We start from the raw sequence: 12,113 nt of genomic DNA on the forward strand, positions 1-12,113 counted from the left end.
CTCTTGCCAGGCTAACGAAATGGAGCGGTTCCGTGGAGCACGTGGTTCTCGTAGATGACGATGGCGTCGCCATCGGAGCCCACCCCAAGGCGACCGTCCACGGGGAGACGACTCCACGCCACCTTGCCTTCTCCTGCCATGTGGTGCGTTCGGACGGCCACGTGCTGATGACGCGTCGTGCGCTCGGCAAGCGCACCTGGCCGGGGGTGTGGACGAACTCGTACTGCGGCCACCCCGAGCCCGGCGAGAGCCTCGAGGACGCTGTCCGACGGCGGGCGACGTTCGAACTGGGCCTGGACGTCGAGATCGTCTCCTGCCCCCTGCCGGAATTCGGATACACCGCCCGAGACGCCTCGGGGATCGAGGAAAACGAGCACTGTCCGGTCTTCGTGGCGCGAGCGGTGTCTTCTCTCGACCCGAATCCTGATGAGGTGTCGGAGACCCAGTGGATCTCGCCCGACGACCTCTCGACGGCCGTGAACACGGCGCCGTGGGCGTTCAGCCCGTGGCTGGTCGCTCATCTTCCGGGCGTCATGCCCGCACTCTCTTCGGACGGAGCGCGCGCGCACCCCGTGCCGCTCTTCTCGGCCTTCGAATCGCGGATGGCGGGAATCCTCCGGGACAGTCGCGAGGACGCCGCACGCTTCACCCCGTCGTACGAGCGCCTGTGGGAGACGGTCGCATGGATTGCGCGTGGGGGGAAGAAGGTCCGCCCGCGTCTGCTGCTCGATGCCTATCGCGCGCTCGGCGGTGACGACGATGCCGCGGCCGTCGACGCCGCGTGCGCGATCGAACTGCTGCACGCGGCCCTGGTCATCCACGATGACGTGATCGACGGCGACCTCACGCGGCGCGGTCGTGAGAACGTCGCGGGACGATTCGCGTCCGAGGCGCAGTCGGCCGGTGCGCCGCGGCGCGACGCGCGGGCATGGGGAGATGCGTCGTCCATCATCTCGGGCGACCTGCTTCTCACGCGGGCGCACGCTCTCATCGCTGGGCTCGACGTCGCCGAGGATCGCCGTCGGTCCGCGCTCGACATCTTCAGCGAGACCGTCTTCGAGAGCGCGGCCGGAGAGCACACCGACGTGCTCCTCAGCATGCACCTGACCGAAGCGACCCCGGACGACGTCCTCGCGATGATCGAGCACAAGACGGCTGCGTACTCGTTCCGCGCGCCGCTGGCGCTCGCCGCAGCGCTCTCGGGGGCGCCCCGCCGCGTCACCGATGCGGTCGACGTGATCGCGCGGCAGATCGGCGTCATCTACCAGCTCCGCGACGATGTGCTGGGCACATTCGGCGACGAGCGCGAGACAGGGAAATCGGTCTTGAGCGATCTGCGGGAGGGCAAGGAGACGCTGCTGATCTCCTACGCACGCGCCGATCCCGCGTGGTCCGGCATCGCGCGCCACTTCGGCGACGAGGGCCTGACACCGGCGGACGGTGCCCGCGTCCGCGACGTCGTCGAGCGATCCGGCGCGCGAGCGTACGTCGAATCCCTGATCGATGAGCGACGCGAGGAGGTCGGGCGGCGTATCCGCGACGCCGACCTGCCCGCGGGGCTGGTGCAACTCCTCGAGGAGGCGAATGACGCATGCAGCGCACGCCGAGCCTGATCTCCACCGACCTGAGCCTCTACAACCGTGCCGCGACGGACAGCGCGACGATCGTGATCCGCCGCTACTCCACGTCGTTCGCCTGGGCGAACCGGCTGATGCATTCCCGCGTTCGCGCGGACATCGCTCGGATCTACGCACTCGTCCGCGTCGCCGACGAGATCGTCGACGGTCCCGCCGAGGCAGCGGGAATCGATGAAGAAGGACGGCGAGCGATGCTGGACGCCCTGGAAGCCGAGACGACGCGCGCGTGCGAGCGCGGATACAGCGCCAACCTCGTCGTCCATGCGTTCGCTCTCACCGCCCGCGAGTACGGAATCGGGCGAGACCTCGTAGGGCCCTTCTTCGCCTCGATGCGCGCCGATCTCGATGCCGTCGAATTCGACGAGGATGCGCTCGCGACCTACATCTACGGGTCCGCGGAGGTCGTCGGGCTGATGTGCCTGGCCGTGTTCGAAGGTGAGCGCTCTCGTTCCTATGGCGAGCGCCGGGCTCTGCAGGAGGGTGCGCGTCGGCTCGGCGCGGCGTTCCAGAAGATCAACTTCCTGCGCGACTACGCGGACGATCGCAACACGCTGGGACGGCGCTATTTTCCCGACACGGACGACGAGCTCACCGATGCGAGGAAGGACAAGATCGTGCGCGAGATCCGAGACGACCTCGCGGCCGCCGATGTCGCCATCTCGCTGCTGGACCCGTCCTGCCGCTCCGCGGTCTGGGCCGCCCGTGCGCTCTTCGGTGAGCTCGCCGCGCGCATCGATCGCACTCCGGCCGCGATCATCGCCCGGGAGCGCGTGCGTGTGCCTGATCTGGTGAAAGCGCAGATCCTCCTTCGTGCACTTGCGCGGAAGGTCGCGCGATGAGCGGCTCGCGTGTGGTCGTGATCGGGGGCGGAGTGAGCGGGCTCGCCACCGCCTGTCTTCTGGCGCGCGACGGACACGACGTGACACTCCTCGAGCGCCGTGCCGAACTCGGCGGGCGTGCCGGAGCATGGGAACGCGACGGCTTCTCATTCGACACGGGGCCGTCGTGGTACCTCATGCCCGAGGTCTTCGAGCACTTCTACCGCCTGATGGGCACGAACGCGGCGGCGCACCTCGAGCTCATTTCACTCGACCCCGGTTATCGCGTCTACGGCGAGCCCGACGCGTTCGCGGATCGCGCGCCGGTCGACGTGCGGTCGGGGACGGACGCTGTCGCGGCGCTCTTCGAAGAACGGGAGCCGGGCGCCGGGGCGCGAGTACGGCGGTACCTCTCCTCGGCGACGCGCACCTACGAGGCGGCGCGCGAGGCGTACCTCTACAACCCCTTCTCCTCCTGGCGGTCGTTCGTCGCGCCCGGCGTGCTGAGGAATGCGCCCGCGGTCGTCCCGCTACTCACGCGCTCACTCTGGTCGATGATCAGCCGTCGGTTCGCCGACCGTCGGCTGCGGCAGATCCTCGGGTACCCGGCGGTGTTTCTCGGCACGTCCCCGTTCGACGCGCCGGCGCTCTACCACCTGATGAGTCACATGGATCTCGTCGATGGTGTGCAGTACCCGCGGGGCGGGTTCCGCGGGTTCGTCGGCTCGCTCGTCGAACTCGCACGCGCCCACGGGGTCCGGATCGAGACGGAGAGCGAGGTCGCCGAGATCCTCTCCGATGATGGCGCCGTACGCGGTGTCGCGGTCGATCATGCCGGCGTGCGCCGGGAGATCGAGGCCGACATCGTCGTGTCGGCGATCGACGAGCACCATGCGGAGACCGCGCTGCTCGCCGAGCGCGACCGCTCGTATCCTGACAATCGCTGGACCGCACAGGTCTCCGGGCCGGGGGCCGTGCTCGTCATGCTCGGTGTGCGCGGCGAGCTGCCGCAGCTGCGGCACCACACGCTGTTCTTCTCGAACGACTGGCGAGACAACTTCGACGCGATCTTCGGATCCGACCCGCGCGTACCGACGCCGCCGTCCCTGTACGTGTGCATGCCGAGCGCGACCGACGAGGATGTGGCGCCCGACGGCCACGAGAATCTCTTCGTGCTCGTACCGGTGCCGCCCGACGCGAGCATCGGACGAGGGGGAGTGGACGGACAGGGCGACCCCGCCGTGACCGAGATCGCCGATCGCGCGATCGAGCAGATCGCCGAGTGGGCGGAGATCCCGGATCTTGCGGAGCGCATCGTCGTGCGCCGCACCATCGGGCCCGGTGACTTCGTCGACGAGTTCCATGCATTTCGTGGGAGCGCGCTGGGGCCCGCGCACACGCTCCGTCAGAGCGCCTTCTTCCGCGGAGTGACGCGGTCGCGGCGCCTCGCCGGCCTGTTCTACACGGGCGCGACCTCGGTGCCGGGCGTCGGGCTGCCAATGTGCCTGATCGGCGCGGAGCTCGTGCTGAAGCTCGTCCGCGACGACCAGACCCCCGGGCCGGTGGGGGAGAGATGAGTGCTGTCTACGCCATCGCCCTGCTCGTGAGCGCCGCGTGCATCGGCCTGGTCGACGCTCGCTATCGGCTCGCGTTCGGCCGCGCTCCTGTTCGCACGGGACTCGCCCTCGGCATCGGCATCGTGTTCTTCCTCGCATGGGATGCCGTGGGCATCGCGTTCGGGGTCTTCCGCCATCTCGACTCTCGCTGGGCGACCGGCGTGCTCCTCGCACCGCAGTTCCCGCTCGAAGAGCTGCTGTTCGTGTCGTTTCTGACGTACCTGACGCTCGTGCTCCTGGGCGGCTGGCAGCGGCTGACGGAGAGGAGCGAGACGCGATGACCTACCTCCTCATGTCGATTCCGTTCATCGTGGTCGGTCTGATCGTGTTCACGGTGGGGGCCGTTCACGCACGCGGCCGTGGCCGTCTTCGGGCCTACCTCACGGGGTGGGCCGCGACGACGGTGTGCCTGGCGATCCTCACAGCCATCTTCGACAACGTCATGATGCTGGCGGGATTCTTCGACTACGGCCCGGGACACACGCTGGGGTGGCGGCTGGGGCTCATGCCGCTGGAGGACTTCCTCTATCCGGTCGTCGGCGCCCTCCTGCTCGCCGGTGTGCGGGAGCTTCTCACCTCGCGTCAGCACGGAGCGCGCCGATGACGGGCCTCCTCTCGACCATCGGCACGCTCGCTGTCGCGTCGCGTCCGCTGAGCTGGATCAACACGGCCTATCCGTTCGCGGCGGTCTATCTGCTGACCACTGGTGGCGTCGACGCGACGTTCGTCATCGGCACGCTCTTCTTCCTCGTGCCCTACAACTTCCTGATGTACGGCGTGAACGACGTCTTCGACTACAGCTCGGACCTCGCGAACCCGCGAAAGGGAGGGGTGGAGGGCGCGACGCTGCCCCCGCGCCTGCACCGGGTGACGCTCATCGCGGCGGTGGCCCTCGCCGTCCCGTTCGTGGTCGCGCTGGTGATGCTCGCAGACGGCCGCCCGTGGTTCTGGGCGCTGCTCGCGATCAGTCTGTTCGCGGTCGTCGCCTACTCGGCGCCCGGCCTGCGCTTCAAGGAGATCCCCTTCCTCGACTCAGTCACGTCGAGTCTGCACTTCGTCCTCCCCGCGCTCTGTGGCCTGGCGCTCGCGGGCACCGCGGTGACGGGCGCGATCGTCGTGACGATGACGGCCTTCTTCCTCTGGGGCATGGCGAGTCACGCGTTCGGTGCCGTGCAGGACATCGTTCCCGATCGTGCCGCGGGCATCGGGTCCATCGCGACGGCACTGGGCGCCGCCGCCACCGTGAGACTGGCCGTCGGACTGTGGCTCGGCGCGGGCGTGCTCATGCTGTTCACGCCGTGGCCGGCGGCTCTCGCGGCGGCCGCCGCGGTGCCCTACGTCGTGAGCGCGGCGCCGTATCTGCGCGTGAGCGACGAGGAATCGGGCAACGTCAACGTCGCATGGCGCCGTTTTCTCGCCATCAACTACGTGACCGGATTCGCGGTCACGATGCTCCTCATCGTCGGCTACCTGGAGGGACTCTTCTCATGACACACGTCCTCGTGACAGGCGCCACCGGCTACATCGGCGGGCGCTTGGTACCGCAGCTGCTCGAGGCAGGCTACGAGGTCACCTGTCTTGTGCGCTCGCCGTGGAAGCTCACCGACGTGCCCTGGCGCGAACGTGTCCATGTCGCCGAAGGCGACCTGTCGGACCCGGAGGCTGTGCGGCGCGCGATGACGGGCATCGATGTCGCCTTCTACCTCGTGCACTCGATGCGGGCGGGAAGCGACTTCGGGGCCGCGGAGAAACGCGATGCCCAGTCGTTCGCGGACGCGGCGGAGGACGCGGGCGTGGGACGGATCGTCTACCTTGGGGGGCTGCACCCGGACGGCGTCCCGCTGTCTCCCCACCTGGCCTCGCGCGCGGCCGTCGGTCAGGTCTTCCTCGATAGCGACGTCCCGGCCATCGTGTTCCAAGCAGGGATCGTGATCGGATCCGGTTCGGCGTCGTTCGAGATGATCCGGCACCTCACGGAGGTTCTCCCGTACATGCCGGCGCCCCGCTGGGTGCGCAATCGCGTCCAGCCGATCGCCGTGCGCGACGTGCTCCGATATCTCGTCGAGTCGGTCGCCCTGGACGAACGCATCGACCGGACGTTCGACATCGGCGGTCCGGACGTGCTGCGGTACGGCCAGATGATGAACGGCTATGCGCTCGAGGCGGGGCTGCGCCAGCGGCCCATCGCCGCGCTTCCCGTCTTCACTCCGTGGCTTGCCTCGCAGTGGGTGAATCTGGTCACGCCGGTGCCGCGGAGGATCGCGGTCCCCATCATCGCCTCGCTCCAGAACGACTGCGTGGCCGACGAACGCGACATCGATCAGGTCATCCCTCCGCCCCCGGAGGGGCTGCTGTCGTACCGGGGCGCGGTGCGGCTGGCCCTCAGCCGCGAGCGCGACGGCCAGGTGGAGACCAGCTGGCAGAGCGCCACCGTCCCGGGGGCGCCGAGCGACCCGCTGCCGAGCGACCCTGACTGGGCGGGCTATACGGTGCGCACCGACGTGCGCGAGCGCCGCAGCGAGGCGCCGGCGGAAGACGTCTGGAAGATCATCGAATCGATCGGCGGCGACAACGGCTGGTATTCGTCTCCGCTCGCATGGGCTGTGCGGGGGTGGATCGATCGGCTGTCCGGCGGCGTCGGCATGCGGCGCGGGCGGCGGCACCCCTCCCGCCTCCACACGGGCGATGTCATCGACGTGTGGCGTGTGGAGTCGATCGACCGCGGTCACGCGCTGCGTCTGCGCGCGGAGATGAGGATGCCGGGCCGCGGGTGGCTCGAGCTCGGAGTCGACCCGGACGGGCACGGATCGGTTTACCGCCAGCGCGCAGTGTTCGTCCCGAAGGGGCTCGCAGGGCGTCTCTACTGGGCGACGCTGCTGCCGTTTCACGGCGTGATCTTCGGCGGCATGGTCACGAGCATCCTGCGCGCGGCCGAGCGCTCATCGGGAGCGGACTCGTGAGGCTCTGGTCGCTCCATCCACGGCATCTCGACCGCGCGGGACTCGTCGCGGCGTGGCGGGAGGCGCTCCTGGCCCAGGCCGTGATCCTGTCCCCGGGCCGCGGGTACTCGAACCACCCGCAGCTCCGTCGCTTCCAGCAGACCGAGGATCCGCTCGCGGCGATCGGCGACTTCCTCACCGCGATCGTGGATGACGCCGACGCGCGGGGCTATCGTTTCGTGCGCGAGAAGATCCTCGCAACGGGATCCCGCGCGGAGCTCACCGTGACGACAGGGCAGCTCGCATACGAGTGGTCGCACCTGTCCGAGAAGCTGCGCCGGCGCAGCCCCGACGTCTGGGAGCGCTGGCAGGGGATCCACGCGCCGGATCCGCACCCGAGCTTCGTCGTCGTCGACGGCCCCATCGCCGAGTGGGAGAAAGTGACACCCGAACAGAGCGACCGCGGCTCGGCGCTCTGATCCACCCCGACATCAGGAGAAACGCATGACAGATCTCGACGCATCGACGCCCCGACGCGAGACCAAGCCGCCGCAGGCCACGGGCGTGCACGTCGAGCCCGGGGCGGTCGTCGCCTCGGCGTCGCCGGCCGCGCAGTCCGGGTCCGCGCACATCACCGAGCCGGTCTCCTACGACGCCGTGCTCCTGTCCGGGTTCGGCGGTCCCGAGGGACAGGACGACGTGCTGCCGTTTCTGCGCAACGTCACCCGCGGTCGCGGGATCCCGGATGCGCGTCTCGAAGAAGTCGCGCAGCACTACCGGGCCTTCGGAGGCGTCAGCCCGATCAACGAGCAGAACCGGGCGCTTCGCACCGCGCTGCAGGAGGCGCTCGCGGCGGCCGGGCTCGATCTCCCCGTGTACTGGGGGAATCGCAACTGGGAGCCCTATCTCGACGACGTTCTCGCCGAGGCCGCGCGGGACGGTGTGCGTCGCATGATCGCGATCCCGACGAGCGCGTACTCGTCCTATTCCTCGTGTCGCCAGTATCGCGAGGACTGGGCGGATGCGCTCGAGTCGGCGGAGTTGAGTGGGACGCTCCAGATCGACAAGGTGCGCCAGTTCTTCTCGCACCCCGGTTTCGTCGAGCCGTTCGCGGAGGGCCTGCGCGAGGCCGTCGCGTCGGCAGAGAGCGCCGGTCACCGCCGAGACGCGATCGAAGTGCTGTTCACGACGCACAGCATCCCGTCCGCCGATGCGGCGCTCTCAGGCGCGGGCGCATTCGACGATGTCGATGGCGGCGGATACGCGGCGCAGCATCTGGCGGTCGCCGAGCAGGTCATCGCCGACGCCGCTCCCGACGTCTCCTGGCAGCTGGTGTACCAGTCGCGCTCCGGTGCTCCGTCGACCCCGTGGCTTGAGCCCGACATCAACGACGCGATCGCCGCGCTCGATCGACGCACGGCGGCGGTCGTCGTGCCCATCGGATTCGTGAGCGACCACCTCGAGGTGCTCTGGGATCTCGACCGCGAGGCGCGAGAGACGGCGGAGGAGAGCGGGCTCTGGGTCACGCGCGTCGCGACTCCCGGCGTGCACCCGACATTCGTCGACGCTCTCGTCGATCTCGTTCGCGAACGCGTCGTGGGGCGTCCGGTCGGCGAGCGGGCCAGCGTCACGCGGATCGGCCCGTGGTTCGACGTGTGCCGCCCGGGCTGCTGCGCGAAGGCGGGAGCGGCCGCCCGGCCGGCGATCGCGGGCATCATGCCGTGAGGGCCGGAACCCGCGTCGGAGAGAGCCGGGCGGATCCTCTTCTCGGCACCGCGCGCACGCGTCCGAGAGGTGTTCCCGTGCGCGGTCGACGGTGTTATCTTGGTCTCCGTGGCGGGCAGAGCCGCCACGTCCTGCGCTTCCAGGCGAGCTGATCGTCTGAATCATTGCGGAGAGGCCTGACACCGATCAGGACATGTCCGAATGGGGTGCTGCGCTCTACGGCGCACTCACTTCACGGCGCTGATGCATCGTCATCGGCCGACGAAAGGACATGATCATGGCCACGAAGGACGAGAAGAACCTGCAGAAGGTCCTCGAGAAGATCGCGTCGATGGACGAGCCGCGGCGATCGGCCATGCAGCGGATGCACGACGTGATCGTCTCCGCTGCGCCCGAGCTCAAGGCGCGCATCTGGTACGGAATGCCGGGGTACGCGCGGTCCGCGAGCGAGCCGGTCCTCGTCTTCTTCCGTAACGACGAGCTGATGTCGCTCGCCGTCAGCGAGAAGGCCTCCCTCGCGCCGTCGGGCGGCGTCGACGGCAGGCTGATCCCGTCCGCGTGGTACTTCGACGAGATCGATGACGCGACGGAAAAGCGCGTCGTCGAGATCGTGCGCGGCGCGATCGGGTGACGACGCCGGGCGATGCGGCTGCTGCGGGCAGACGCCCTAGACGTGCGCCGGCGTCTCGCCGCCTTCCGTGAAGCTCGGGCGCTTGCCGAAGAGACGCCCGATCAGCAGCACGGCGCCGACGATGAGCAGGCCGCCGAGGAGGCCGGCGACGGCCGAGGCGGCCGTGTCGCCGAGCCAGACGACGAAGGCACCGGCGGGCGCGAGGGCGTGTTCGATGCCGTGGATGATGTCGGTGAAGAAGCTGAGCCCGACGGCGCCCAGATTCGCGAGCACGAGGTGGCCGCCCACCCAGAGCATCGCCACGGTGCCGACGATGCTGATGACGCGGAAGACGGCCGGCATCGAACGCGCGATGCGGGCGCCCGTGTGGCGCACCCGCGGGCTGTCGTCCTTCGCCATCTTCAGGCCGATGTCGTCGATCTTCACGAGGAGCGCCACGGCGCCGTAGACGACGCCCGTCATCAGGAGAGCGATCACAGCGAGCGCGCCGAGAGTCATCCAGATGCCGAGCGACGTGTCGAGGTTCGACAGCGAGATGAGCATGATCTCCGTCGACAGGATGAGGTCGGTGCGCACGGCGCCCGCGACGAGCTTCTTCTCATCGCGCGCGCCCTCGTCGACGTGAGCGTGATGGAGGCCGAACCACTCGAGCACCTTCTCTGCCCCCTCGAAGCAGAGATACGCCCCGCCGAGGATGAGGAGATACGGCAGCACCCACGGGGCGAAGGCGGTCAGCAGGAGCGCTGCGGGGATGATGAACACGAACTTGTTCACGAGAGATCCGAGCGCGATCTTCATCACGACAGGAATCTCGCGCGCGGGCGAGAGACCGTGCACGTACTGCGGTGTCACGGCGGCATCGTCGATGACGACACCGGCAGCCTTCGACGATGCCTTGAGCGCAGCGCTCAGGATGTCGTCCACGACGGCGAGCAGACCGACGGACATGGATCCCCCTGGGTGAGTCGAGTGCCTCGGCCCACCCGAAGCGGGGGCCAGAGCCATGTTCGCATTCTGCCCGACGCGAGAGGGATGCCGCGCCGCGGGCCCTACGGTGGAGATCATGGAACGCGGAATGCCTCGGCAGCCGTCCCCTCTCGGGGGTCGGCGCCCGCGCAAAGACGAGCTGGCGCAGTTCGCGACGGCGGATCCCGATGCGATCGACGACGTCCTCCCGCAGGCGGGAGAGCCACTCGCGTTGCTCATCGTGGGAATCAATCCGGGACTCTGGACGGCGGCGGTCAATGCGCCCTTCGCGCGGCCGGGGAATCGCTTCTGGCCGTCGCTGCACGAGGCCGGGCTGACGGATCACAGGATCGACGCGTCCCGAGGGCTCGCACCGGAGGACGTCGATCAGCTTCTCTCTCGCGGGATCGGCATCACGAACCTCGTCGGGCGGGCGACCGTGCGCGCCGACGAGCTCACGCGCGACGAGCTGCACGAGGCGGGCCGACGTCTCGTCGTGCGGATCGAGGAGCTGCGTCCGCACGTCGTCGCGATCGCCGGCATCACGGCGTTCCGCGCGGCGTTCGCGCAGCCGAAGGCGCAGCTCGGCACCCAGGACCCGACCGCGATCCCCGGGTGGCCGAGCGACGTCGCTCTGTGGGTCGTACCGCAGCCGAGCGGTCTGAACGCCCACGAGAACATCGCCTCGCTCGCCGCCCGCTGGCGCGAGGTGTGGCGGGACGCGGGAACCGATGTCTCCGACCCGCGCCGAGATCGATGAGTGCTGCGCCGTCGCGACTGAGCCGCTGCGGAACCGTGCGGGCTCACGTGGCGAGCGCCTCGTACGGCTCGCGGAGCGCAGGGGAGTAGTCCTCCCAGACCACGGCCGACGGATCCTCGTCGGTGAGCACTCGAGCGAGCCGCTCGAGGTCGTACTCCCAGCCGGGCCCGATGCTCCCGACCGGATCCGTGCCGACGGCCTGTGCGAACAGCAGGATCGTCGACGCGCCGCCGTGCCGGAAGTATTCTGAGGACCATGGTCGAACCCACTGTCGAGAGCGTGCGCGAGGAGCTGGCCGCGCTCGAGGATCCGAAGGTCCGCGCCGTCAACGAGAAGCACGGCGACGATCACGGCGTGAAGCTCAGCGGCCTGCGCGCCGTCGCCAAGGCGCTGAAGAAGAACGAGCAGCTCGCGGTCGACCTCTGGGCCACCGGAGAGACGCCGCTGCGACTCGTCGCGCTGCTCATCTGCCGTCCGAAGCAGTTCGGTGCCGACGAGCTCGACGAGATGCTGCGGGACGCGCGTGTGCCGAAGGTCACCGACTGGCTGATCAACTACGTCGTGAAGAAGTCCCCGCATGCGGACGAGCTGCGGGAGGCCTGGCACGACGACGCCGACCCCGCGGTCGCCGCCGGGGCGTGGGCGCTCGCCGCAGATCGAGCGGTCCGGGAGCCGGAGGTGCTCGACCTCGAGGCCCTGCTGAACGAGATCGAGTCCGAGATGAAAGAGGCGCCCGCCCGCAAGCAGTGGGAGATGAACAACACTCTCGCCGCGATCGGCATCGCACACCCGGACCTGCGAAAGCGAGCGATCGACATCGGCGAGCGTCTCGAGGTTCTGAAGGACTATCCGACCCCTCCCGGGTGCACCTCGCCCTACGCGCCCCTCTGGATCGGCGAGATCGTGTCGCGCCAGAAGACCTGAGTGGACGCGGATCCGCGGCCGGGTGTATCCTGAACTGCTCGGGTGCGACCCGATCGATCGCGTGTCATGCGCGATGGCAACTCCACAGCGTGCGTAT

Annotated in this window: 13 protein-coding genes; 12 read left to right on the top strand and 1 reads right to left on the bottom strand. The window is 69.1% G+C overall.

Features of this window, described 5'->3' with window-relative positions; genetic code table 11:
- Positions 1 to 32 precede the first annotated feature (32 nt).
- The 10 genes from idi (at position 33) to KOL93_RS03920 (ending at position 9,366) form a co-directional block, all read left to right on the top strand.
- On the top strand, positions 33 to 1,613 hold the full coding sequence (idi, locus tag KOL93_RS16325; RefSeq protein ID WP_221584018.1) for an isopentenyl-diphosphate Delta-isomerase: 1,581 nt from the start codon (positions 33 to 35) through the stop codon (positions 1,611 to 1,613).
- Positions 1,592 to 2,476 (top strand): phytoene/squalene synthase family protein, encoded by an 885-nt coding sequence (locus KOL93_RS03880; protein ID WP_221584019.1) that lies wholly within the window; start codon positions 1,592 to 1,594, stop codon positions 2,474 to 2,476. The genes idi and KOL93_RS03880 overlap by 22 nt, the downstream gene beginning before the upstream one ends.
- On the top strand, positions 2,473 to 4,032 hold the full coding sequence (crtI, locus tag KOL93_RS03885) for a phytoene desaturase family protein (RefSeq protein ID WP_221584020.1): 1,560 nt from the start codon (positions 2,473 to 2,475) through the stop codon (positions 4,030 to 4,032). The genes KOL93_RS03880 and crtI overlap by 4 nt, the downstream gene beginning before the upstream one ends.
- Positions 4,029 to 4,352: a lycopene cyclase domain-containing protein gene (locus KOL93_RS03890; protein ID WP_221584021.1), complete on the top strand. Its 324-nt coding sequence runs from the start codon at positions 4,029 to 4,031 to the stop codon at positions 4,350 to 4,352. The genes crtI and KOL93_RS03890 overlap by 4 nt, the downstream gene beginning before the upstream one ends.
- Positions 4,349 to 4,675, top strand: a complete 327-nt coding sequence (locus tag KOL93_RS03895; RefSeq protein ID WP_221584022.1) for a lycopene cyclase domain-containing protein — start codon at positions 4,349 to 4,351, stop codon at positions 4,673 to 4,675. The genes KOL93_RS03890 and KOL93_RS03895 overlap by 4 nt, the downstream gene beginning before the upstream one ends.
- Positions 4,672 to 5,562, top strand: coding sequence for a prenyltransferase (locus tag KOL93_RS03900; RefSeq protein ID WP_221584023.1), 891 nt, complete (start codon positions 4,672 to 4,674; stop codon positions 5,560 to 5,562). The genes KOL93_RS03895 and KOL93_RS03900 overlap by 4 nt, the downstream gene beginning before the upstream one ends.
- Entirely contained in the window at positions 5,559 to 7,031 is a 1,473-nt protein-coding gene (locus KOL93_RS03905) for an SDR family oxidoreductase (protein WP_221584024.1), read from the top strand. The genes KOL93_RS03900 and KOL93_RS03905 overlap by 4 nt, the downstream gene beginning before the upstream one ends.
- Positions 7,028 to 7,489 (top strand): pyrimidine dimer DNA glycosylase/endonuclease V, encoded by a 462-nt coding sequence (locus tag KOL93_RS03910; protein ID WP_221584025.1) that lies wholly within the window; start codon positions 7,028 to 7,030, stop codon positions 7,487 to 7,489. Before KOL93_RS03905 ends, KOL93_RS03910 begins: the two co-directional genes overlap by 4 nt.
- Before the next feature lie 25 nt (positions 7,490 to 7,514).
- On the top strand, positions 7,515 to 8,735 hold the full coding sequence (locus tag KOL93_RS03915) for a ferrochelatase (RefSeq protein ID WP_221584026.1): 1,221 nt from the start codon (positions 7,515 to 7,517) through the stop codon (positions 8,733 to 8,735).
- A gap of 277 nt (positions 8,736 to 9,012) precedes the next feature.
- A complete protein-coding gene (locus KOL93_RS03920; RefSeq protein WP_221584027.1) occupies positions 9,013 to 9,366 on the top strand; it encodes a DUF1801 domain-containing protein in 354 nt (117 codons plus the stop codon).
- Between the two features lie 36 nt (positions 9,367 to 9,402).
- On the opposite strand, the gene KOL93_RS03925 is transcribed toward KOL93_RS03920, so the two are convergent.
- Entirely contained in the window at positions 9,403 to 10,314 is a 912-nt protein-coding gene (locus KOL93_RS03925) for a DUF808 family protein (RefSeq protein WP_221584028.1), read from the bottom strand.
- 115 nt (positions 10,315 to 10,429) lie between these two features.
- On the opposite strand from KOL93_RS03925, the gene KOL93_RS03930 reads away from it, so the two are divergent.
- Complete coding sequence (locus tag KOL93_RS03930; protein WP_260405922.1) at positions 10,430 to 11,092, top strand: mismatch-specific DNA-glycosylase; 663 nt, start codon at positions 10,430 to 10,432, stop codon at positions 11,090 to 11,092.
- 255 nt (positions 11,093 to 11,347) lie between these two features.
- The gene (locus KOL93_RS03935) at positions 11,348 to 12,016 is read left to right on the top strand and encodes a DNA alkylation repair protein (RefSeq protein WP_221584029.1); all 669 of its coding nucleotides are present in this window, start codon (positions 11,348 to 11,350) and stop codon (positions 12,014 to 12,016) included.
- Positions 12,017 to 12,113: the final 97 nt, after the last annotated feature.

It is taken from the genome of Microbacterium salitolerans (assembly GCF_019720895.1).
Lineage (GTDB): Bacteria > Actinomycetota > Actinomycetes > Actinomycetales > Microbacteriaceae > Microbacterium.

What these genes read in the sequence shown, in the direction of transcription:
- KOL93_RS03895 (WP_221584022.1), top strand. Translation starts at nt 4,349, where the DNA reads ATGACCTACCTCCTCATGTCGATTCCGTTCATCGTGGTCGGTCTGATC.
- KOL93_RS03920 (WP_221584027.1), top strand. Translation starts at nt 9,013, where the DNA reads ATGGCCACGAAGGACGAGAAGAACCTGCAGAAGGTCCTCGAGAAGATC.
- KOL93_RS03935 (WP_221584029.1), top strand. Translation starts at nt 11,348, where the DNA reads ATGGTCGAACCCACTGTCGAGAGCGTGCGCGAGGAGCTGGCCGCGCTC.
- KOL93_RS03930 (WP_260405922.1), top strand. Translation starts at nt 10,430, where the DNA reads ATGGAACGCGGAATGCCTCGGCAGCCGTCCCCTCTCGGGGGTCGGCGC.
- KOL93_RS03905 (WP_221584024.1), top strand. Translation starts at nt 5,559, where the DNA reads ATGACACACGTCCTCGTGACAGGCGCCACCGGCTACATCGGCGGGCGC.
- KOL93_RS03880 (WP_221584019.1), top strand. Translation starts at nt 1,592, where the DNA reads ATGCAGCGCACGCCGAGCCTGATCTCCACCGACCTGAGCCTCTACAAC.
- KOL93_RS03925 (WP_221584028.1), bottom strand. Translation starts at nt 10,314, where the DNA reads ATGTCCGTCGGTCTGCTCGCCGTCGTGGACGACATCCTGAGCGCTGCG.
- KOL93_RS03900 (WP_221584023.1), top strand. Translation starts at nt 4,672, where the DNA reads ATGACGGGCCTCCTCTCGACCATCGGCACGCTCGCTGTCGCGTCGCGT.
- KOL93_RS03915 (WP_221584026.1), top strand. Translation starts at nt 7,515, where the DNA reads ATGACAGATCTCGACGCATCGACGCCCCGACGCGAGACCAAGCCGCCG.
- crtI (WP_221584020.1), top strand. Translation starts at nt 2,473, where the DNA reads ATGAGCGGCTCGCGTGTGGTCGTGATCGGGGGCGGAGTGAGCGGGCTC.
- KOL93_RS03890 (WP_221584021.1), top strand. Translation starts at nt 4,029, where the DNA reads ATGAGTGCTGTCTACGCCATCGCCCTGCTCGTGAGCGCCGCGTGCATC.